Source organism: Chryseobacterium sp. CH21, assembly GCF_004119445.1.
In the GTDB taxonomy this organism is placed as follows: domain Bacteria; phylum Bacteroidota; class Bacteroidia; order Flavobacteriales; family Weeksellaceae; genus Chryseobacterium.
Map to the genome: position 1 here is coordinate 83,246 of NZ_QICI01000013.1, position 22,418 is coordinate 105,663.

A 22,418-nucleotide genomic window follows, 5' to 3' on the forward strand; every position below is an offset into this window, starting at 1 on the left:
AGGCCAAGGATTCAATATTTTCAGCGACAGTTCCTCCGGTAAAATCTGCCGTTATTTTTTGTCTTCGGCTTCTTTAGGATATAAAACTTTGGTGTTGTAACTGCTTTCCAAAACTGCTACGACTTCTTTTAGAGGGACATCGTTAAAGCTTAAAGACAATATTGCAGGAACTTTGTTTGTTGAATTTTTTACTGGTTTTATTGAAACAATTGCTGTAGTATGAGCAATCCCGAAATTCGTCCACTTCTGATTCGGTGTAAGGAAAGAAACCGGAACTCCCGGAGATGATACTGCTACCTTCCCTTCATAAAGATCAACCGCTTTTTTCTTCCCAGATTGTGAGATTTTAAATACTGTTCCCAATACCTTCGTACTGAAACCATCCGCACGAACAATGAAAGGATGTATTTTTGATTTTGCCACAGAGAAAATTGCATCTCCTTTTAAATCCACCACTCTTGTAGAAGCAGGAAAAGATTTTGCAACAGTCAGTTCAGCACCTGGCAAAAGGGTAACCACAGATCCGTCTTCAAGATGAATAATGCGGTTTTCAGATTTTGCAAGATAGATATCTGGTTGAATGAACATCGTGTAGGTAAAGATGCTTCCCAACGACAACAACAGAATAATAACTGCGGCAATTTTATAGGCATGAGTTTTAAAACTTTTTGCAGACTCTATATCTCTTTGAGGAAAATAATGTTCCAGTCCGGATAATATCTTTTCTTTGGATTCTTTAAGATGAACAATATCCAGATCTTTTTCTGCAAAAGTCTTCCATTGTTTTAACAATTCATTTTCCTTTTCAGAAATGTTATCTTCCGAAACTTCCCGTTCCCAAAGTCTGAAAACAAAGGCTTCAATATTTTTATAGGTTAAGCGTTTTTTCATAGAATCTTTCATCGTATTCACAGATACTTCTATCTATAAGACTTTGAAAATGAAAAACTTCCCCAGGGCATTCTTAATATTATATTCACATTAAGACCAAATTGTTAATAATTTTCGTTGTTTTTCACATTTACTACACATTAACACCTAATTTCACCCTACTTTTTCAGAAATATTTAATCTTACCATACCCAAAGTTCACAAAAAGTTAATTTTCCTTTAGGTAATTTTGTGACAACAATATGAGCGCAACCGACTATACATTATTAAGGAAAATAAAATCAGGCGATCGCCCTGCATTTATGCTGCTGTATGACCGATACTGGGATAGTTTATATCGCTTTGTTTTTGTGCGGACAAGGGATAAAGAAGTCTCTGAGGAAATTCTTCAGAACCTATGGATGAAGATTCTTGAGAATACAGACCTTATACAGACCGATGATACTGAAAGTGCCAAAGGCTACCTTCTCCGCCATCTTCATTACCGGATTATTGATTTTTATAACAGCTACAAAAAAACACCTCCTACGCTGAGCATTGATGAGTTTGATATTCCGAATGAAATTGAGATCGCAGATTCAGACTATTTTGAAATCCTTGAGGAAAATGAGATCAGTACTTTATTATCCATGATTGATGAGGTGGTTTCCCAACTTCCTTCCACGGAACAGCAGGTGTACGATATGAGAATCCGGAAAAATAGGTCTGTGAATGAAACCGCAGAAGCACTGGGCATCAGCAACAAAACAGTAAGTAATAAATTGAGCAAAGCTTTGGGAGAAATCCGTGAACAACTGAATCCGGAGTATCAGTCGTCTAAAAAACTGGTCTCTATTCTATTGTTGATGGAGGTTTTGACGAGGTATTGAGATGCGGGGTACGGGTTGTGTCAATGGTCAATTTGCTGCGCAGTCAATCGTCAATTTTTACGACCATTAATAAAATTCACAGCAAAGCGGATTGACCACTCACGTTCATAATTATTCGTCAATGGTCAGTTTGCTTCGCAGTCAATTGTGAATAATTAATTGCTGATTAGAAATACCTGCATCCATAAACGAATCAGTTACCTGTAACCTCAAATCACGCAACCCGAACCCCGAATCTACAAAAGTTCACAGCGAAGCGGATTCACTACTCACTATTCACTATTCACCAAATACGGCTGGAAAATCTGTATTAAAATCTAAAATTTTAAAATCGGCAAGGTTTGAATGGATGCTTTCATCATTATTGGTGAAAATGATGGTCTGCATTCCGGCTTCTTTTGCTGCTTTTAATCCTGAATGACTGTCTTCAATAGCAATACAGTGCTCAGGAGAAACACCCAGATTTTTTGCAGACGTAAGGTACACCGCCGGATGAGGTTTCCCTGAGTTTCAAACTCTGATGAATGAACGGTATCAAACAGTTCACGAACCTGAAGCTTTTCAAGAACAATATGAGCCACACGCAAGGGAGCATTGGTAGCCAATCCTATTTTATACTCTTTATTTTTAAGATTTTGAATAAATTCCTGTACACCAGACATGGTACAATCTTGATTTTGAATCATTTCGATCACTCTTGTAACCACTTTATTTTCTAAGGCAGAACTGTCAAAATTTTCCCATGGAAATCTTTCATACCAGAATTCTGTAACTTCCTGAGTGGTCATATATTTGGTTTGTGCCGCCAGTTCATCCGTAACCTGTACACCATAGGATGAAAATACATCCAATTCTGCCTGCGTCCAGAATTTTTCGGAGTCTATCAGAACACCGTCCATGTCAAATATTACTGCTTGTAAAGCCATTTTCTGAATGATAAAAATGATTGATGAATTATTGGCTGATTTTATAAACACAGCGCTGTCCTCCGGAAATGATATGATCTATTCTTTCTACTTTGTAATCCTTCCCTATCAAAGACCGAAAATTGGATAATTCCGCACGGCAAAACCCTTGGCATTCGGTTGCAGCAGCACATATCGGGCAATGGTTTTCAATCAGAAAATAGTCTTGATCTTCTTTTTTCCATTCCGCCATATACCCTTCATCACTACGGATTTTTGCAAGGGATTCAAGGCGTTGTTCAAGAGATTTTGTTTTGGAAAGTATTTTTTCATATCGATCATGAGTATTCTTTTCACGATCACTGATCAATAAGTCTAAAGCATTTTCACCCAAAAGATTTTTCACTGATTTCAAGATCTGAACCGTCACATCTGCATGGGTATCCGGAAATTGAGCCAATCCTTTTTCAGTAAGAACATAGTAAGTAGATGGACGGCCTACTCCTTCGCTCTTCACTGAAGACCGAATCAATCCTTCCTGCGCAAGATTCAGTAAATGCTTTCTTGCTCCTTCTTTGGTAATCGACAGTTCTTCAGCAATAAGAAGGGATGTAGCTTCACCTCTCATCTTTAAAAACATAAGAATACGATCTGCAGCCAGTTTCTTCATTAGACAATATTTAGGTTGTTTTATTTTCCAACAACAAATATAGTCATTTTCTATAATCTTATAAAACTAAGCTTAAACAAAACATTTACAGCACATTATTTGTTTAAATTGTAGAATACATAAAACAACCAAAAAGTTGTTTTATTGAAATATATTTCTACCTTTGTTACACATTAATCAAAAAAATAAAGACGATGAACCCATTTACATTACCACAGTTACCTTATGCTTATGATGCTTTGGCACCTTTTATAGATAAAGAAACCATGACGATTCACCATCAGAAACATCACCAGGCTTATGTAGATAATCTGAATGCAGCTTTGGCACAAACCGATGAAGTCAATCCAGATCTGGATTCCTTACTGCAAAGAATCAGTGAATACAGCCCTTCTGTAAGAAATAATGGCGGTGGACATTATAATCATTCTTTATTCTGGGAAATTCTTTCATCTCAGCCTAAACTTACCCCTGAAGGAATGCTTCATGATGATATCACAGCCACTTTCGGAAGCCTTGATGATCTTAAATCAGAAATGAAAAAAACAGGTTTATCTCAGTTCGGTTCCGGATGGGTATGGCTTTTTGTGAAGTTCAACGGATCCTTGGCAATCAGCTCTACTCCTAATCAGGATAATCCGATGATGGATATTCTTTCCATGAACAGAGGTTTTCCAATTCTTGGAATAGACGTTTGGGAACATGCTTATTATCTGAATTATCAGAATAAACGTGCAGATTATCTTGACGCTTTCTGGTCTGTTTTGGATTGGTCCGCTGTTGAAAGAAAATATGAAGAAGCTTTATCCAAAGTAAGATAATGAACCCCTGAATGTAAATAAACTATGACTGAGGAAAATTTTATCAATAAAGCAAAGGCTTCAGGCATTATTGCCCTTGACCTTTCAGACTACAAACCGACTACGGAAATTGTAGAACTGGATATCAAAGATCATCTTTTCATGGGAATGATTGTGAAGGAGAAAGAGTTTAAAGAATCAATTGCTGCGGTGGATTTTTCTGTATACAATGAAAAAGCAGTAGGGATCATCTGTTCTACGGATGCCATCATCCCTCCCTGGGCCTATATGCTGATTATGGAAAAATTATCTCCTTATGCTTCCTATGCTGATTTAAACAATGCAGAAAATATTCTGCTCGACCTTTGGAAACGCCGTCTCATCTATGCAGACCTGAAACATTACAGAAATCAGAAAGTAGTTGTTCGCGCAAGTACAAATCATGACCCTGCATTATACTTATTAGCCGCAGGATTATTGAAACCTCTGGTGAAAACACTAATGTATGGTGAGATAGGATTACCCAAAGTAATTTTTAAACAATAAAAAAATGAAAGCAATCATATTTAATGGATCACTGGAAAGAAGAACTTTATCTACTTCCGGCCTGATTTCAGATTATTTTTCAGAGCGTCTGAAAATATTGGGAATTCACTCTGATATTTTTACCCTTGCTGATTCTGGTATCCCCTTATTCGATGTTACTCTGAATAAAACGCCTTTGGCAGTAGAACGTATGACTCAAATGTTCACAGATGCTGATTTGCACATCTGGCTGGCTCCTCTTTACCACGGAAGTATTCCGGGAGTGATGAAAAACTGTCTGGACTGGCTTGAAGTAACCGCCAACAGGTATGAGCCTTATCTTACAGATAAAACAGTAGGCTTAGTATGCTGGGCAGATGGTCTGCAGGCAATGCAGGGAATCAATGCCATGGATTCTATTGCCAAATCATTGCGTGCGTGGCCATTGCCATTCAGTGTGCCTGTTCTCAGATCAGCATTATTTGCAGGTAACAATTCAACTGAAATTTCGGATCTCTACTCCGGTAAGTTTGATAAGCTTATCAGCATTGCCACCTCTAAAAAAATAGAAAAAACGACTATAAACCATTCATAACATGATAGAAACAGATATACTGATCATTGGTGCCGGCCCTGCAGGGTTATTTACGGTATTTGAAGCCGGCCTTCTCAAAATGCGATGCCATATTATTGATGCATTGCCACAGATGGGAGGCCAGTTATCAGAATTATATCCCAAGAAACCCATTTTTGACATTCCCGGATTTCCAAGTGTACTTGCCGGAGAACTCATCGATAATCTTTATGAACAGATCAAACAGTTTGAACCAGGCTTCACCTTTAATGAAACAGCCATACATCTTCTCAAACTGGAAGAAAATCTTTTTGAAGTCATTACCGATAAAGGAACAAAACACCGAGCGAAAGCCGTTATTATTGCCGGAGGACTGGGAAGTTTTGAACCTAAAAAGCCACCTATTGAAAATATTTCAGCTTTTGAAGAGCTTGGAGTTAATTATTTTATCAAAAATCCGGAGGACTATGCCGGAAAACATGTGGTGATTGCCGGAGGTGGAGATTCAGCGCTGGACTGGACGATTCATCTTGCTGAAATGGCTTCATCTCTTACTCTTATTCATAGAAGAAATGAGTTCCGCGGAGCACTTGATTCTGTTGAAAAGGTGAAAAAATTAAAACAGGAAGGGAAAATCAACCTGATTACTCCTGCAGAAGTGGTCGGATTAAATGGTAAGGATTATTTGAAGGAAATTCTGGTTGAAAAAGAAGGTTCGATACAGTCTATTGAAACAGATTATTTTATTCCTCTTTTCGGATTGGTTCCAAGGCTGGGACCTTTGGCAGAATGGGGAATTGAATTGGAAAAGAATGCCATAAAAGTAGATAACAGTACCGATTTTCAAACCAATATTTCGGGAGTCTATGCTGTGGGTGATATTAATACGTATCCTTATAAAATGAAACTGATCTTATGCGGATTCCATGAAGCAGCCATTGCCTGCCAAAGTATTTATCAGCGTCTTAATCCGAATAAAAAGTTTGTCTTAAAATATACTACGGTAAGTGGAATTGAAGGTTTTGACGGGACAAAAAAACAGGCAGAAAAACAGGTAGTCGCAACTATTGACTAAGGATTATGGAGAACGAGATTACCATTACTGTTATCGACCAAAGCGGTAATACACACACTTTGCTATGCCCTTTAGAAATGGGGCTTACCCTTAAAGATATCTGCAAAGCCTATGAATTGCCTATGGAAGCCATGTGTGGAGGTATGGCTATGTGTGCCACCTGTCATTGCTTTGTTTTGAGTGAAACAACTGCTCTTCCTGAAAAAAATGATATTGAAGAAGCTTTGTTATCAGAATTGTTTACCTCCAAAACAACCAGCAGATTAGCCTGCCAGATTTACCTTACTGCCCAGATGGATGGGCTGTCGGTAGAAATAGCTGCAGATTAATGATTTAAAAATAAAAATTAGCACACTTTATGCTGCTTATTTTCAAAGAACAGTGTTGAACTGCTGTAATTAAGTTTAGCGGGGATTTCCGAACCGTCTGACGTGGAAGAAATCCCTTTTTTAAATCCTTTAAATTCAAACAATATGGCGATAAAAATAACAGATGCCTGTATCAACTGTGGAGCCTGCGAACCTGAATGTCCCAACTCAGCCATTTATGAAGGAGCTATCGACTGGCGCTGGAAAGACAAGACCAAACTTTCGGGACATATAAAATTCCCTGACGGCACTGAAGGTGATGCCGATGCTTATCATGAAGCGGTCTCGGATGAAGTTTATTATATCGTAGCCGGAAAATGTACGGAATGTAAAGGTTTTCATGATGAACCTCAATGTAAGGCTGTATGCCCTGTAGACTGTTGTGTAGATGATCCCGATCATAGGGAAACTGAAGAAATACTATTGGATCGGCAAAAATTTATGCATAGTGCTTAAACTTCTATTTTTTATATTTAATTTCGGTATAGATTTTTTGGGTAAAAGGTGTTTCTACACCTACTTCGGAACCATATTTTAACACCGCACCTGCAAACAGTTCCATCTCGTTATCCTTCTTTCCTGAATTAATATCAAGCTGCAGAGAAGTAGGGGTTTCAAAAGGGAATGTAGAAGCTTTTTCAAAAGTTGCATTAACAATATCTTCCTGAAGCTCAATCCCTTTTTTAGTTGCAATCAGTTTTATTTCATTCATAATTCCCGTCGCTTCGCTCTTCTGCTGCTCATTTGTACATACGGCTCCCATGGACGAATTATGCTTGGCTGTTACCAATCCGAAGCTTGCAATGAATATGAATTTCGTCCAGATAGCATTTAATGAATTATCTTTAAAATCAAATTCTATTTTACTTTCACTCAACACATCTGTAACCCATTCTACCGAAGTCTCAAAATGCTCAGGATCTCTTCCTACAATAATCTTTCCAGGATTTCCTTTGTGTTCTACTATTCCTCTTTCCTTAATATGGGAGGCTACATAAACACAAGTCGGAAGTACGGTATGGTCTGGAATTATAGTATGTATTCTGTCATAAATATCAGCTCCGTTCATCATCGGAAGCAAAATGGTATCTTTATTAATGACTGGTAATAGCTGTTTGCAGACGTTTTCAAGATCATATTCTTTTACACCAATCAAAACCAGATCAGGATTTTTGATATCACTGATGTTCTGCACTATGGCATTAGGATGCGTCTGTGAATTGGAATGCTCAGGAGATAACAAAACCAATCCATTTTCTTTTACTTTTTCATAAGTTTCTCCGCGGGCGACAAAAGAAACCGTATATTTTCCGGTAGTTTCATTGGTCTGATTTATTTTAAAACCAAAATAACCACCTACACCACCTAATCCTACTACAACAATATGTTTTTTGTTCATGAAATTATTTTTAAGCAAAGATCAGTGATGATTTCTGAACTATCACTTGACAAATGAAAAGAAATTACAGTTTATGAATATCCCTTCTGATCCGGCTTAGCGAGCTGTCTTTAATCCCCAGGTAGGAAGCAATCACTTTCAACGGGACATGCTGAAAAATATCCGGATCTTTCTTCATGAGATTAAAATATCTTGTAGAAGCTTTTTGACTGGCCATTTCGATCAGTCTGTCATGAATATTATAGTAATTAAGAACAAAAAGAAGCCTGCTGAACTCCCTGAATTCAGGAATATTATGAAAATTATGCTGTACATTTTCCAACCCGGTCTCCCAGAAAACACATTCCGTCACCGTCTGATACATTTCTTTGGTGGGCTGTTGTTTGAAAAATGACAGAAAATCATTCACAAAACATGGAGCTCTGAAAATATTGGTGGTAATCTCCTCATTATCTTCATTCAGTATATATGACCGTACATACCCTTTTTCCAGGAAGTAGGTCTTGGTACTGATGGCATTTTTATTCAATAAAACAGTATTCGCTTTTAACTGAAAACAGCTGAATTTCTCAGTGATTTTTTCAACCACTTCCTCTTTGATACTGAATAGAGAATGAAAGTAGGCATTAAGTGATGATTTGTCCATTAAAATGTCCTCATAAATATACATTGAGCCCTCTAAAATAGCTATAATTCCTGGAAGTATGGTTAATTTGAAGCGGTAAAACCACCCCGTCAAAAATTCTTTGAATTTTCGCCACCCCTCCAAAGGACGGGAATTTTTCTCAACATTAGAAATGGTACTCCTAAAAACCGTTGAGACTTACATTACTTATGTTATTTCAACTTCACTGCTTTTGTTGCGATGAAAGTAGGAAGGTACTTATCAATTAAAAAGCGTGGATTGGGCTGCATTTCTTCTGTGAAATCTTCAATCATAAAACCTGCTTTCAACTGTCCTCCGATAAGATCTGAAAGGGTATGTCCGAAAACCAGAGCTTCGTTATTTTCCAGCTTTCTGTTGATCTGATCCTGATTCAGATCTTTTATGTCGGCATAAGGAAGCGTATATTTCGGTCTGATAATTCCATCTTCTATATCCTGAGGATTCCGGTCTGCTACAAATACTACGGGATTAAAAAAGCTCGCCAGAAGTACACCTCCCTTTTTCAAAACTCTGTAAGCTTCTCTCCAAACAGGATTCACATCTTCCACATAATGATTGGATATGGGATGAAATACAATATCAAAGGTTTCATCTTCAAATGAACTTAAATCTCTCATATCACCTTGAACTGTTTTCAGAGACAGTCCATCACGTTTTGCTACTTTTTCATCCTGCTTCAGCTGTTCTCCGGAAATATCAAAAACCACAACGGAAGCTCCTGCTGCAGCCAAAACCGGAGCCTGCTGTCCTCCTGCAGATGCCAGGCACAGGATCTTCTTTCCTTTCACCTCTCCCAGCCATTCTTTATTCAATGGTTTTGGGGTCAGGTGAACCTCCCAATCTCCTTCTTTTGCCTTGTTGATTAATTCTGTGCTTACCGCTTTTGACCACTCATTCTGTGCCAATGCCTGTTTGTTCCAGGCCGCTTCATTGTGATATAAAAAGTCAATTTTTTGCTCCTTCATATTTTTCATTTTCTGGTCATTTAATTGTCAATTTACAAAAATATTGTATTCACAAACCATTCAACTGGTGCAGATTTTCTAAAATGTACTGGTCCAGTTGAACCCTCAAGGATCATAATGAATTTTATTGGACTTTGCAGTTTATCATAAATTTTGTAATTTTCTTCATCAAAAAAAGCGGTGTAGGACAACAATTATGGACAATGATTTCACTTACAATTTCATCGAACCTGATAAAGAAATCGCTGATTTTGTTGAAAATCTGGGAACTTTTCAAAATCTGTCGGATGAAGCTAAGGAAGTGGTGATCATTCCTGACGGAAGAATTGATTTATTTTTCTCACTGTCGGCTTCAGAACCTTTTCATATTACCCTCCTCGGACTGGAAACCTATCCTGAACAAAGATATATTGCTCCCCATACCACGGCTTTTATCGTCAGTTTCAAACCTCTTGCTGTGGAATACATTTTAAATACATCTATCGCTGGTTTATTGAATACCGGAAAAGAGCTATCCCCTGATTTCTGGAATTTCAAAGTTGATGATTTAAAGGATTTTAATCATTGCTGTACCAAAGCTATTCACAAAATAAAAGAGCGGCTTCCTCAAAAAACAGATGAGAGAAAACTTCGACTTTTCGAATTGGTTTATGCTTCAAAAGGCGAAATGAGCGTGCAGGAGCTTTCTGAAAAAACAGGATGGAACAGCAGACAAATCAACCGTTATTTTACCAAGCAGCTTGGATTATCATTAAAGGCCTACTCTACTATTTTACGTTTCCGGGCATCTTTGGAACATATCGCCCAGGGAAGACTCTTTCCGGAACTGAATTATACTGATCAAAATCATTTTATCAAAGAAGTGAAGAAATTTTCAGGGGTTGCCCCCAAAGAATTATCCAAAAATAAAAACGACCGATTTGTACTATTATCTGTGTTGAAAGGAAAATAACTTTGCATTGTAAAATTTAAATCAACAATGCTGATAGGCAATAAATCAATAGCAATCGTTGGTGGCGGTCCTGCAGGACTTACACTGGCAAGACTTTTACAACTGAAAGGTGCAGAGGTAAAAGTATATGAAAGAGACTTTAATAAGGATGCCCGTGTACAGGGCTCTCCCCTGGACATGCACGAAGATTCCGGATTGGCGGCTATTCGTAAAGCTGAATTATTGGAAGAGTTTAAAAAGACTTTCCGTCCCGGAGCAGACAGAACCCTGATCATGAATGAAAAAGCTGAAATATTTTTCAACGATCATGAAACGAAGCCTGAAGAGGATTTTGGACATGAACATTTCCGTCCGGAAATAGATCGTGGTCCTTTAAGAAATATGCTGCTGGAATCGTTATATCCTGAAACGGTAGTTTGGGACAGTCATTTCCTCTCTATGGAACGTCATGGTGAAGGCTGGCTGATGCATTTTAAAAACGGAAGCTCAGCATATGCAGATCTTATCATAGCCGGAGATGGAGCCAACTCTAAAATCCGGGGTTATCTTACTGATATTAAACCCGTTTATTCCGGAATCATCATGCTGGAAGGCAATATTTCAAAAGAGAATGCGCCTCAAATTGACAATTTGATTAAAGGTGGAAAAATAATGGCATTCGGAAATAACCAAAATATTCTGCTAGGTCAGAAAGGGAATGGAGATCTGGGATTTTATGCAAGTTTTAAAGCTGACGAAAGCTGGCCTGCTACCAGTGGTCTTGATTTTTCTGATAATGTTCAGATGTTACAATGGTTTCAAACTGAATATTCAGAGTGGAATTCTATCTGGGAGGAACTTTTTAAAAATGCAAAAATTCCGCTTATCCCTCGTTTAATTTACTATATGCCTTTGGATCAGAGCTGGGAAACTCAATCTAATTTAACGCTGATAGGTGATGCAGCCCATGTGATGCCTCCATTTGCTGGAGAAGGTGCTAATATGGCCATGCTGGATGCCCTTGAACTGAGTGAACATTTGACGGATAACAGCTACAGCACATTACAGGAAGCTATTTCCGGTTACGAGCAAGCAATGCGAAAAAGAGCTGCTATTGCCACACAGGAGTCCCTTGAAAATGGGGAACGGATGCACTCTGAAAAGTCATTAGCCACTATGCTGGATTTTTTAATGGTCATCTGGCTTAATCAGGTCATCAAAAATCAAAAGGCTGCCTTCTGTTGAAGACAGCCTTTTTTCCCTCGTGAAATAATTCTTTTTCTCTCCGTTTTTAGATCCTGATGTGGAGATTCATTTGTGTGATTTATTTTTGATTAGTTTGGTATTATAAATGTTTTTCTCTTATCTGCTAAGATTTTTGGGAAGCAGATTCCCATCTCTGAGCATTGAAAACGGTAAAACAAGATGCTAATGCGCAAACTAATAAAATTCTCTTTTTCATAAATAAGTTTAAAGTTATTTTGGGAAGCCTGTTGAAATAATACCCCAAGTCCATTTTACTTTCTGGTCTTAAGTTATCTTAATTAAGATTCAGATAATCAATGCCACAAATTCAATAAAACAAAACTTATCATGTGATATTCACAACAAAACACGCTACAAAATTTATATATTTTGAATAAAAAACAAAAAAAGATCATACGACACATGTACAACAGCAATGTAATTCATTAATTATCAATAAATTAAACTTTGTCGTTGTTTTTAGCTTTGTTCACCTCATTTTTTTACTATAGAAAATCAATAAAGTTTTTAATAAAAAAACTGAAAATAAAACCTACTGAAAATCAGAAAAGAAAATAGGGATCAAAGAAATAAGTTATAAGAAATACAGGTCTAAAAATAAAGCAGTTTAGAGTTTTTAGTTTCATTTTCATAAATAGTCATCAAAAACAGACAACAAATACAACTCGCTATATACCAGACATTTAAAAACAAAAATACACAGTGTAGTACCCATGTAGTAGAGTCTTTTTTCTTGTTTTGGTTAAAAATTTTCATATTTGACCCATAGACCACAAAAAATACAAGTGGTGAAAAGAGAATATTTCGAGTGCTGTCTGACCTGATGAATCAGACAGTTTTTTTTTGGAATTATTTTAAGGTATCAAAAAATGATAGATATCTGTTTCGCTGGGAATATTTAGTTTTTTTCTGATTCTGTATTTTTTCTGCTGAACACTTCTGTGCTGAACCAAGGTGTAACTAGCAATTTCTTTAGAGGTAAAATGCAGCTTTAGCATGGCACAAAAAACCAATTCAGAACTTTCAAGACCAGGATTAATAGTTAATAGCTGATCTATAAATTCAGGATAGGCTTGCTTAAAGTGATTTAGAAATTCAGGATCATTTTTTTACCCAGTTCAATAATCTCTTCCTGCTTGTTGTCATTCATTCTGATTTTTAAGCTTTCAGATTCTAGGGTGAGAACTTCTTTTCTTTTCCCTAAAGCATGGATAATCCGCCATGCATATAGTCCTAATAAAGAAAGCCCTGCACATGACAGAAAGACAATCCAGTATATTTTATTTTTATGCTGATCTGTATCCTTTTGAGCTCCTGTAATAAAAGCCTCCATATCCTGATTAATTGTAGCCAATAAAGAGCTATTGGTTTTATAATAAGCATCGGTATATGCTTTCAAATAATGATACGCTTTTTCTTTCTCTCCTGTACGTTCATACAACACTCTGAGATCGTTATAGATATACTTGCCATAATAGGCATAAATACGTTTTGTTTTCTCATTAATTTCCAACGCCTTATTCAGCGCTTCTTCGGCTTTATCATATTCTTTATAGGTAAGATAATATTCTCCCATAATTGTATTGGCGTACAAAGCGATGCCATCTTTTTTCCCTCTTTCCTTGGCTTTGTTATAAGCAACCGTCACATATTTATATGCTGAGTCCTTATTTTTATGCATATACACATAATCACCTATAGCACAATCCGTTAATCCTGTATCATCTAATTTCTTTGCCTTATGAAAGTATTCAAGTGCTTTTTCGTAATTTTTTTTATGAATAAAATAAATGGCCTGCCTAAAATAAATACTGAAAAGCAAATCATTTTTGAGTTCCGATGTAACACTTTTGTGCATAAGACTCATGGCCTCATTATTATATTGAAAAGCTTTATCAAGTCTTCGGAGTTCAAGATTAAAACGGCCATAAACATTATAAAACCTTGCCTTGTGTATTTTATCTTCTGAATTGTCCAGGATTTCCTTTGCATTATCAAATAAAATCTGGGATTTTTGAAAGTTTTCCAGTGAAATATTGAGTTCTGCCAGATTGATATAACACAGCGCTTTTCCATCAGCATAATTCATTTTATCGGCTTGCTTGTAATATCTTTTATTAAGACTGATTAAGGAGTCATATTCTCCAGCAATCCTGAATTTCTCATTCTGTCTCAGCAAAGAAACATCAAATTTCTGTTCAGCCTCTTTCTTTGAATGAGAATGGCACGAAACCAAAATAATGAGTAAAGCAGAAAGAAAAATACGTATCATATGCTTCTCTATTTAAGCTAAATTTCTATATAAATTATGGTTAAAAATAATCTCTTAGATTGAATTGTACTCTTTTTTAATGTTCAATATTTATTTCTACAGAGATCAATAATAAAATCTTTTCATAAAACAGAATCTGGTAACTTTTATTGTGATCAATATCATTATTCTGTTAAGTTTTCAAAAAAGTCATAAATATCTATTTCTCCAGGGATATTCAATCTTTTTCTGATCCTGTATTTTTTCTGCTGAACAGATCTATGCTGTACAAAAGTATAGTCTGCAATTTCCTTAGATGAGAAGCGTAGTTTTAGCATAGCACAGAAAGTAAGTTCAGAATTTTCAAGATCAGGATTGATTTTCAAAAGCTCTTTTATAAAATCAGGATATAGTTCTTTAAATTTCAATAGAAAAGAGGAATCATTCCGTTTGGCAAGCTCGGTAATTTCTTCCAGCTGTTTTGTTTGAACACGGTTTTTCAAAGCATCAGTCTGCTCTTTCAATGTATTTTTCTTCTGCTTAAGACCACTGATCATCTTTCGGACATATACTCCTGAGATAGTAAGAACAGAGATAGAGAGGGCAATAAATAATGGAAGATCATTTTTATGCCAGTCGGATTCCTGCTTCACTTCCAACATAAAATCTTCGGTAGCTTTGTTCATTGCAGCAAAACGGGAGGCATCAGACCTTCCCTCTTCCTCCATGTATTTTTTTAAATAAGAATAGGCCTTTCCGCCCTCATTTTTTTTCTTATATAATTCTGCAAGAGCTTTGTAAACGTCTTTTATGTGTGAAGAATAGGTATGTCTGGTTTTAATATTAATTTCCAGAGCTTTTTTCAGAGCTTTTTCAGCCTGCTCACTATTATTCACCTTATTATAGTAATATCCCATTGTATAATAAACCCAAAGAGATTCTACATCTGTTGTTTTTTGGTTCATCATTTTTTCATCTGCTTTGGCTATGTATATTCCAGCGGAATCTGGCTTATGAACAAATAAATAATACTGAGCAACCATACTGTTTGTATATGCTGAGTTTTCCAGCACATTGCCTTTTGTAAAACACTTTAAAGAGGTTCCCAACCATCCTTTCAAGGCATAATAAATCCCTTTGTTTACATAAAGTCTTGGAAGAAGTTTTTGAGTAAGTTTTGTCTTTTTTGCTTGTTTTATATAATAAAATGCTTTATTGTTACATTCTATAGCTTTATCATTAAGTTTAAGATGCGAATAATAGAAGCTGTAGTCATCATAGAAGGTTGCTTTGTGATAAACATTCTCAGAGTTTTCCAGGTCTTTTTCTGCTTTATTGAAAAAAAACGGGCTTTTTCATAATTCCCTGCTGAGACATTCACTCCAGCCATATTCAAATAACACAACCCTTTTCCTGCCCTATAATTCATTTTAACAGCTTTTTTCAAGTATGTTATATTGAGCCGGACAAAAGCTTCATATTCACCGGACAACTGAAGTTCCGAACTTTGACTCAATAAAGAAATATCAAAATTTTCTCTTTCTTTATCATGAGAATCATTACTGCATGCAACTATACACAAAAATAATCCCATGCAGACTGTATAGGCTACTATTTTTTTATGTTCCTTGGATGCATTTTTTTATTCTTAAAAATGATCAAACTAATTTTTCCCATCACACCACTTTTCCCAATATCTACCTACGCATATTTCTCTGAAATACGCTGATAAAATCTACTATTATTATATTATTTTTCCCCAATAAGTGTTATAAATATACACAATTTATCATGTCTATTATGAAATAGGCAATTAATTTTCCAAAAATGTAATATTTAAATCAAGTAACACGATTATTCCCTTCAACAGGCACTTTTTATTATTTCAGAATTTATATGTAGGTTTCTCTGATCAAAAAAATGCATCTTTTGTTTACAATAAGACTATGTGAAATCAAATTTGTTACAAATACATTGTACAGTTTAAGAAATTATTTAAAATTAGTATGGGCATACTAAAACCAATTCAAAATAATTTACATCTTTGCAGGTGAATACTGGTAAACATGAAAAAACCAATTAATAATGATAATGAATATTAGTTATCGAAAACTCCTACCCGAAGAGAGTAAAATTTATAGAGCTATCCGACTGGAAAGTCTGGAAGAATTTCCAGAATCATTTGGAGCCAACTATCAGGAAGCCCTGAAAATTGAAAAATTCCGGATGGAAAATGATATTGAGCAACAAACAGCGGAAAGATTTGTTTTGGGAGCCTTTGCAGACAAGGAAATTATCGGCATTTGTACATTTATAAAAGATGAAAATAATACCGGAAATATTTATCAGATGTATGTAAAAAAGGAATTTCAGGGAAAAAATATTGGTATGGGACTGATTAAAGCAATTATTGATGAAGCCTTTCAAAAATTTAATGATATTGAAATCCATTTAGAGGTTGCCCATGGCAATGATAAAGCTTATAAACTGTACGAAAAGGTAGGATTTCGGGAAGTAAAAAACAGCTCCGGCAAAGATCCTGGCAATGCTATTACGATGAAATATATTGTGGAATAAAAAACTGATAAAACTTCATAAAAAAAGCTTCAACTTGTGTTGAAGCTTTTTTTTGTGACCCGGCTGGGATTCGAACCCAGGACCCATACATTAAAAGTGTATTGCTCTACCAGCTGAGCTACCGAGTCGGCCACTTACTTTTTCAAGTAAATCCCTTTGTTTAAGGGACTGCAAAGATAGAAAGTTTTTCTTTATTTACAATACTTCCTCAACATTTTATAAACTGAATCCGGCTAACTTTTACAAAATCAGAGACAAAAATTTCTCACTATGGAACAAGCTCAGTGATTTGAATTTCAAATATTGTAAAAATGAATAGCCATCCCCACTCTTATTACTTAAAATAATCTCTTATAGGCAAAAAATTCTTTGGTTAAAATTTCCTGTATCAATTTTCAGAACTATAATTTGTTTTTTTCAAATAAATTCACTATATTATAACATGAAAAAAAATGAACGTCAGGACAATATAACACATGCTGGCAAAATTAGCGAACGAGTAAAAGCATTGGAAGTCCTTGAAAAAGCAAAAAAAGTACAGGGAAAAATTACATTTCTCCGTCAGGGAGTTGGAAGAAACTTTAAACCGAAAAACGAAGAATAAAGATATTCTTGAATTTCAATTGAATGAACGAGTAAAATCAAACTGGTCAGTTCATACAGATGTATAGTAATCGACCATTTTTGAAGCATTATAGCAAACACTATAAACAAAAAACCTGCAAATCATTGATTTTGCAGGTTTTTTTAATATTTTTCCAATGTGTTTGAAAATTTCATTTTCACATCTTTCAGATAGTGACCCGGCTGGGATTCGAACCCAGGACCCATACATTAAAAGTGTATTGCTCTACCAGCTGAGCTACCGAGTCGGCCACTTACTTTTTTAAGTAAATCCCTTTGTTTAAGGGACTGCAAAGATAGTAAAACCCTCCTTAAATCCAAATTTTTCCGGGCTTTTTTATGAGGAAATTTAAGCCAAAAAAGTCAAACACCTGTTTATAAATCAATTACATTTATTATTTTTCCCATTATAAAATACAGAATCAATGGCTGCGTAATTAAAAATAAAGTTTTCACCAATTTTTATGATTGACGAAATTTTTTAAATCAATCTATTTTTCTGTTTTATAACCGACTTTCAGGCTTCACATTCTGATATTCAAAAATCTTGATAATTGTTTCCATTGTTTCCTGACCAAGCTGCTTCCCTACCAAATAGAGTGCGCCATCAATTCCGGCAGTAATGCCCGCAGTAGTGATCAATTTTTCCTGATCCACATATCGGACATTTCTGATTACATTGGCATTCGGGTTATGCAGTTCTAATGCATCCAACAACATGCTATGGGTTGTTATATCATGATGATCAAGGATTTCTGTTCCGGATAGCAGCATACTTCCTGTACATATTGTAAACACAATTGTTCCTGCATCGTAATTGTCTTTAATCCATTTCAGAACTGTTTTCTGGAAATCTTTATCCTGAATATATTTCATAATGTGTTCGGGATTTGCTCCGGGAACAACGATCATATCCGGCTGAGGACAAGTGTCAATATCATAGGTAGGAGTAATTGCCATCGTATTGGCTTCCATATACACGGGATTTTTTGTTTTCCCGACTGTAAAACAATGATAACTTTCCGGATGGATGACATTCGCTTTTACAAAAACATCCAAAGGGCCATTTAAATCAAGGGCTTCTACCTGATCATAGATTAAGAATGCGACATTCATTGTTTTTCTGTTTTTTACGTGTTTCATAATTCTGTTATTTTTAAGACTATTATTTTTACATTAAGACATAGGCATTCCCTGCTGATGATTGACAATGATCAGTTTTATTTTAAATCAATAAGCAAAAGCAACTATTCTGTGGTTTTGAATGCTTCCCGGTATTGTGCCGGAGAAATAGAAATATTTCTAAGGAATACTCTTCGAAGCGAAGCTGCATTGCTAAAACCGCATTTATCAGCAATCATATCAACGCTCATTTCGGTATACTCCAGCATATTTTTAGCCTGATCCAGCCTCATTTTTTCAAGAAATCTTCCAGGTGTCATACCAGATTCTTTTAAAAATACTCTGGAAAAATTACGAATACTCATATTGAGAGACTCTGCGATGTATTCTATCATTATTGTTTCCCCCAGTTTATCTTTCAACAGGTCACGAACATCTTTTGTAAGGGGAGACATCATTTCATATTCTGGCAGTGTTTCCCCAAATTGAGACTGCATTCCGGATCTTTTTAAATGCAGCACAAGATGGCGGGCAACTTCTGTGGCCAAAGATTTTCCAAAATCTTCTTCCAAAAGAGCTAAAGCAAGATCCATCCCCGAAGAAACACCTCCTGAAGTATAGATAGGTTTGTCACAAATAAAAAAAGGATTGACATTCACCTCCAGTTTTGGATAGGATTTCTGCAATGTGTCTGCAAATTTCCAGTGGGTAGTCACCTGTTTGCCATCCAACAGACCTGCTTTAGCCAAAACAAACGCCCCTACACAGACCGATCCCATCCGTCTTACCTCTGGTTTTATATTTTGGAGATAATGATAAATATCCGGACTGATCTCATTTAATACACACAAAGTCGTCCCCGCTACCAATAAAGTATCTATAGGAAAATCAATATCATAAATGGTATGACTGCAAGACAAAGGCATTCCTGAACTGGAGCAAATGATCTTTTCTGAAGTTCCGGATACCAGATAAACATGATAGCCTGAATCTGGTTTACTACTGTTTAAAAACCGGTTGGCTGCTGTAAAAACATCAAGAGGTCCGGCAATATCAAGCAGCTGCACCTGTGGTAATACCAAAAGCACTATATTTTTCACTCCGGCAGGTTGTCCTTCTTTCTTCATATTTCGTTCTGTATGAGTACAAATGTAAAGAGAAAGTGTTTTGTCTGCAATGACAAAAAACATACTGTTTCGGCCAAAGTAAGAGATTCAACCACAACAAAAGAGACTGCCTTATAAGACAGTCTCAGCACTCTACTATAAAATTAGCTAACAAGCTATACTTTTTGATTGATTAAAAGATTAAATATCTCTTTATGCAGGTGATAATCTTCGGGATTTCAGATAAAGGGCTGTACGGTTCAGATAAGGAAAAATTAAAATCAATAACAATGAAGCTGCAAGAAGCCCAACCATCATTTCGTAATAATCCATGGCAAAACGGACATGATCCTGTACATTCATCTTTCCAACCAATAACTTATTGGCTGCTTTTACTGCCTTACCTTCAGGCATTCCTCTGGCAATAAGTTTTGAGGTCTGCTGATGAAGAAAATTTTTAACTTCCGGGTCTACAGCACTTAAATGATCCTGAAAAGCATTATAATGACCGCTTTTTTCAAAGAGTTCAAAAAAATTGATCAGAGCGATACTGGCACAAAAACCAAGATATCGTATTGCTAAAGCAGTTGCAGCAGCAGAAGGACCAATAACAGCAGGAACGGAAGAAATAATAAAGATAATTGTGGGAACCATAATCAATCCCACTCCCAGCCCCTGAAGGAATAATGGAAGGTAATAGTTAAACTCATCAGCCTGAACATCAAAAGAATAATACATTAATCCATGAAAGATCAGCAACATTAAAAAACCACTCCCCCAGATATATCTTATATTTTTCTTTTGTAAAACCATACAGCAGGCAATGATAACTCCGGTAACTAACCCTGCGAGATTAAAAATATTGATATAAGCAATATGAAAAGGATCCAAATGCAGTTCTGCAGCAAAGTAAGTATTCACAATTCCTGATGCAAACCTGCAGATGTACATTATAAAAAGAACCAATAAACCTACTTTAAAGTTCCGGTATCTGAAAATCCGAAGATCAATATAAGGTCTTTTAATAGCCTGCTGACGGAATATGGATATTCCCGCTAAAAAAATAATTCCGATTACACTTCCCAGAATCCGGTTGTCTTCAAGCCAATAATATTCCTGCCCAAAAATGGTAACATATCCTACAAGTACCAATATTGTACTGAACAGTCCGAAACTCTGCCAGTCGAGTTTATACAAATGAAACCTTGCATGGGTTCTATAATTGCTCATTGCAAGAGTCAGAAAAATAAGTCCCGGCAGATAGGAGAATATGGCCGTTTTATAAACGATATTAAAATTATAAGAGTCGATGAGAGCTGCTGTGATCAGATTATTAAACGGTAAAGCACAGAGCAGAATTCCGAAGAACACAGAAAAACTGATCTCCCTTCCCCTTTCACTGCTCAACCGGATAAAAATAAGGGTAAGTGAAAGGTTTACATTCCCTGCAAACAACATTCCCTGTATAAAACGCACCGGAAAGAGGATATAGACCTCACGGGTGAAATAGCAAATCAGACAAGCCAGAATCTGCAGTGTAGTAAACAGAAGAAAATATTCTTTAGCAGCCAAAAAACTGAAAAAACGTCTTTCCAAACAGTAAAACCCTACATATCCGGCATAAAACAATGCCACAGAAAACTGAATATCAGCCGGTTCACATCCATAATATCCCGCTGCGGCATTCACATTCGCCAAGGGAAGGAAAAAGATGATGATTCCCGGAAGTGTCATGGAAAAAAGAATGATCTTCACCAGCCATTCCGGTGCCCATTTTTTGAAATAGGGCATTTGTCTTTTAACCATTGGAATGTTTTTTATCGGCATATACATTCACATTCATTCCTACTTTCAGCATATCAATATCTTTTCTTATCCCGTCTACTTTAATTCTTACAGGAATACGCTGTACAATTTTCACGTAATTTCCAGTAGAATTATCAGGAGGTAATAGTGAAAAACTTGATCCTGTAGCTGGAGAAAGCGAAATAATAGTTCCCTGAAACTCTCTGTCCGGATACGAATCGGCAACAATTTTTACATGATCACCGATGTGCATATCTTTAATCTGAGTTTCTTTATAATTGGCTACCACCCATTTATCCGTTTCGTTATTGACAATAAACGCCAGTGTTTCTCCAGCATCAATCATCTGACCTACCTCAACGGTTCTTCTTCCCATTCTTCCGTCATAAGCAGCTGTGACAGCGGTATAACTTACATCCAGTTTGTGGCGGTCCAGCAATGCTTCCAGTCTTGCAATTTCGGCTAAGACCACTGTTTTTTCAGCTCGTATATCATTAATCTTAGATACTGAAGCTGCATACTTATCCTGTGAAGATTTATAATCGCTTTCATTTACATCCAGGGTTGCTTTTACATCTTCAAGACGCTGTTTTGTAGCAGATTCTTCATCATATAACTTTTTATATCTGTTATAATCCAGCTGTTGTTTCCAGACTTTTGCTTTACTGGCATCCACCTGAGCCATTGCTGCTGCAGCTTCTTTTTCTGTAGTTCCTGTAGTACTTTCCAATACTCTCAGCTGAGCACGGGCTTTCTGAATGGCTGCCTGAGTCTGTTTTTCCTGAAGAATATATTCCCGGTTATCTATGATTAAAAGAGTATCTCCTTTTTTAACTTCCTGATTTTCTTCAAATTTCACTTCTACAATAAATCCTCCGGCTCTCGAAATAATCGGATTGACATATTCCTGAACCTGTGCATCATTGGTCTGCTCGTAAGCATAGTAATTTTTAAGGGTAAAACCGCCCCAAACTGCAAGTGCAGCAACGATTACCACTGAAATCCATCCTGTAATCTTTGTAATGAG

At 36.2% G+C, this 22,418-nt stretch carries 22 protein-coding genes, 2 tRNA genes and 1 pseudogene; 11 read left to right on the plus strand and 14 right to left on the minus strand.

Features of this window, described 5'->3' with window-relative positions; all coding sequences use genetic code 11:
- Nucleotides 1-51: 51 nt before the first annotated feature.
- Nucleotides 52-891 (minus strand): FecR family protein, encoded by an 840-nt coding sequence (locus BOQ62_RS01565; protein WP_228413554.1) that lies wholly within the window; start codon nucleotides 889-891, stop codon nucleotides 52-54.
- 242 nt (nucleotides 892-1,133) lie between these two features.
- On the opposite strand from BOQ62_RS01565, the gene BOQ62_RS01570 reads away from it, so the two are divergent.
- Nucleotides 1,134-1,760, plus strand: a complete 627-nt coding sequence (locus tag BOQ62_RS01570; RefSeq protein ID WP_129036670.1) for an RNA polymerase sigma factor — start codon at nucleotides 1,134-1,136, stop codon at nucleotides 1,758-1,760.
- Between the two features lie 426 nt (nucleotides 1,761-2,186).
- Here BOQ62_RS01570 and BOQ62_RS01575 read toward each other — a convergent pair.
- Both BOQ62_RS01575 and BOQ62_RS01580 read right to left on the minus strand, forming a co-directional pair.
- Nucleotides 2,187-2,686, minus strand: a pseudogene (locus BOQ62_RS01575) (HAD family hydrolase); the annotation flags it as partial.
- Nucleotides 2,687-2,714: 28 nt separating this feature from the next.
- A complete protein-coding gene (locus BOQ62_RS01580; RefSeq protein ID WP_129036671.1) occupies nucleotides 2,715-3,335 on the minus strand; it encodes a helix-turn-helix transcriptional regulator in 621 nt (206 codons plus the stop codon).
- A gap of 194 nt (nucleotides 3,336-3,529) precedes the next feature.
- Between BOQ62_RS01580 and BOQ62_RS01585 the strand changes: the two genes are divergently transcribed.
- From BOQ62_RS01585 to BOQ62_RS01610, 6 genes are all read left to right on the plus strand, one after another.
- Complete coding sequence (locus tag BOQ62_RS01585) at nucleotides 3,530-4,156, plus strand: superoxide dismutase (RefSeq protein WP_129036672.1); 627 nt, start codon at nucleotides 3,530-3,532, stop codon at nucleotides 4,154-4,156.
- A 24-nt stretch (nucleotides 4,157-4,180) separates the two neighbouring features.
- Nucleotides 4,181-4,681: a DUF2480 family protein gene (locus BOQ62_RS01590; RefSeq protein ID WP_129036673.1), complete on the plus strand. Its 501-nt coding sequence runs from the start codon at nucleotides 4,181-4,183 to the stop codon at nucleotides 4,679-4,681.
- Nucleotides 4,682-4,685: 4 nt separating this feature from the next.
- The gene (locus tag BOQ62_RS01595) at nucleotides 4,686-5,255 is read left to right on the plus strand and encodes an NADPH-dependent FMN reductase (RefSeq protein WP_129036674.1); all 570 of its coding nucleotides are present in this window, start codon (nucleotides 4,686-4,688) and stop codon (nucleotides 5,253-5,255) included.
- Between the two features lies 1 nt (nucleotide 5,256).
- Nucleotides 5,257-6,309, plus strand: a complete 1,053-nt coding sequence (locus tag BOQ62_RS01600; protein ID WP_129036675.1) for an NAD(P)/FAD-dependent oxidoreductase — start codon at nucleotides 5,257-5,259, stop codon at nucleotides 6,307-6,309.
- Between the two features lie 5 nt (nucleotides 6,310-6,314).
- The gene (locus BOQ62_RS01605) at nucleotides 6,315-6,638 is read left to right on the plus strand and encodes a 2Fe-2S iron-sulfur cluster-binding protein (RefSeq protein WP_129036676.1); all 324 of its coding nucleotides are present in this window, start codon (nucleotides 6,315-6,317) and stop codon (nucleotides 6,636-6,638) included.
- A 144-nt stretch (nucleotides 6,639-6,782) separates the two neighbouring features.
- Nucleotides 6,783-7,133, plus strand: a complete 351-nt coding sequence (locus BOQ62_RS01610) for a 4Fe-4S dicluster domain-containing protein (RefSeq protein WP_129036677.1) — start codon at nucleotides 6,783-6,785, stop codon at nucleotides 7,131-7,133.
- 4 nt (nucleotides 7,134-7,137) lie between these two features.
- Here the strand turns inward: BOQ62_RS01610 and BOQ62_RS01615 are convergent, their stop codons facing one another.
- The 3 genes from BOQ62_RS01615 to BOQ62_RS01625 form a co-directional block, all read right to left on the minus strand.
- On the minus strand, nucleotides 7,138-8,076 hold the full coding sequence (locus tag BOQ62_RS01615; RefSeq protein ID WP_129036678.1) for a ketopantoate reductase family protein: 939 nt from the start codon (nucleotides 8,074-8,076) through the stop codon (nucleotides 7,138-7,140).
- Nucleotides 8,077-8,140: 64 nt separating this feature from the next.
- Nucleotides 8,141-8,722, minus strand: coding sequence for a Crp/Fnr family transcriptional regulator (locus BOQ62_RS01620; RefSeq protein ID WP_129036679.1), 582 nt, complete (start codon nucleotides 8,720-8,722; stop codon nucleotides 8,141-8,143).
- A 191-nt stretch (nucleotides 8,723-8,913) separates the two neighbouring features.
- The gene (locus BOQ62_RS01625) at nucleotides 8,914-9,717 is read right to left on the minus strand and encodes a class I SAM-dependent methyltransferase (protein ID WP_228413556.1); all 804 of its coding nucleotides are present in this window, start codon (nucleotides 9,715-9,717) and stop codon (nucleotides 8,914-8,916) included.
- 187 nt (nucleotides 9,718-9,904) lie between these two features.
- Here BOQ62_RS01625 and BOQ62_RS01630 point away from each other — a divergent pair, with 187 nt between their 5' ends.
- The gene (locus BOQ62_RS01630; protein ID WP_129036681.1) at nucleotides 9,905-10,660 is read left to right on the plus strand and encodes a helix-turn-helix domain-containing protein; all 756 of its coding nucleotides are present in this window, start codon (nucleotides 9,905-9,907) and stop codon (nucleotides 10,658-10,660) included.
- 27 nt (nucleotides 10,661-10,687) lie between these two features.
- Nucleotides 10,688-11,884 carry an FAD-dependent oxidoreductase gene (locus BOQ62_RS01635; RefSeq protein ID WP_129036682.1) on the plus strand — a complete coding sequence of 399 codons (1,197 nt, stop codon included), beginning with the start codon at nucleotides 10,688-10,690 and terminating at the stop codon, nucleotides 11,882-11,884.
- Between the two features lie 1,108 nt (nucleotides 11,885-12,992).
- On the opposite strand, the gene BOQ62_RS22305 is transcribed toward BOQ62_RS01635, so the two are convergent.
- The gene (locus tag BOQ62_RS22305) at nucleotides 12,993-14,177 is read right to left on the minus strand and encodes a tetratricopeptide repeat protein (RefSeq protein ID WP_164976654.1); all 1,185 of its coding nucleotides are present in this window, start codon (nucleotides 14,175-14,177) and stop codon (nucleotides 12,993-12,995) included.
- 164 nt (nucleotides 14,178-14,341) lie between these two features.
- Nucleotides 14,342-15,124: a tetratricopeptide repeat protein gene (locus BOQ62_RS01645; protein WP_129036683.1), complete on the minus strand. Its 783-nt coding sequence runs from the start codon at nucleotides 15,122-15,124 to the stop codon at nucleotides 14,342-14,344.
- 1,123 nt (nucleotides 15,125-16,247) lie between these two features.
- Between BOQ62_RS01645 and BOQ62_RS01650 the strand changes: the two genes are divergently transcribed.
- A complete protein-coding gene (locus BOQ62_RS01650; protein ID WP_129036684.1) occupies nucleotides 16,248-16,733 on the plus strand; it encodes a GNAT family N-acetyltransferase in 486 nt (161 codons plus the stop codon).
- Nucleotides 16,734-16,788: 55 nt separating this feature from the next.
- Here BOQ62_RS01650 and BOQ62_RS01655 read toward each other — a convergent pair.
- Nucleotides 16,789-16,861 (minus strand) — tRNA-Lys (locus BOQ62_RS01655).
- Nucleotides 16,862-17,175: 314 nt separating this feature from the next.
- On the opposite strand from BOQ62_RS01655, the gene BOQ62_RS22310 reads away from it, so the two are divergent.
- Nucleotides 17,176-17,337 (plus strand): hypothetical protein, encoded by a 162-nt coding sequence (locus BOQ62_RS22310; protein WP_164976655.1) that lies wholly within the window; start codon nucleotides 17,176-17,178, stop codon nucleotides 17,335-17,337.
- Nucleotides 17,338-17,532: 195 nt separating this feature from the next.
- On the opposite strand, the gene BOQ62_RS01660 is transcribed toward BOQ62_RS22310, so the two are convergent.
- The 5 genes from BOQ62_RS01660 to BOQ62_RS01680 form a co-directional block, all read right to left on the minus strand.
- Nucleotides 17,533-17,605 (minus strand) — tRNA-Lys (locus BOQ62_RS01660).
- Between the two features lie 256 nt (nucleotides 17,606-17,861).
- Nucleotides 17,862-18,500 (minus strand): DJ-1/PfpI family protein, encoded by a 639-nt coding sequence (locus BOQ62_RS01665; RefSeq protein ID WP_129036685.1) that lies wholly within the window; start codon nucleotides 18,498-18,500, stop codon nucleotides 17,862-17,864.
- A gap of 104 nt (nucleotides 18,501-18,604) precedes the next feature.
- A complete protein-coding gene (locus BOQ62_RS01670) occupies nucleotides 18,605-19,606 on the minus strand; it encodes a GlxA family transcriptional regulator (RefSeq protein WP_164976656.1) in 1,002 nt (333 codons plus the stop codon).
- A gap of 192 nt (nucleotides 19,607-19,798) precedes the next feature.
- Entirely contained in the window at nucleotides 19,799-21,391 is a 1,593-nt protein-coding gene (locus tag BOQ62_RS01675; protein ID WP_129036687.1) for a beta-carotene 15,15'-monooxygenase, read from the minus strand.
- Nucleotides 21,384-22,388: an HlyD family secretion protein gene (locus BOQ62_RS01680; RefSeq protein WP_228413558.1), complete on the minus strand. Its 1,005-nt coding sequence runs from the start codon at nucleotides 22,386-22,388 to the stop codon at nucleotides 21,384-21,386. The genes BOQ62_RS01675 and BOQ62_RS01680 overlap by 8 nt, the downstream gene beginning before the upstream one ends.
- Nucleotides 22,389-22,418: the final 30 nt, after the last annotated feature.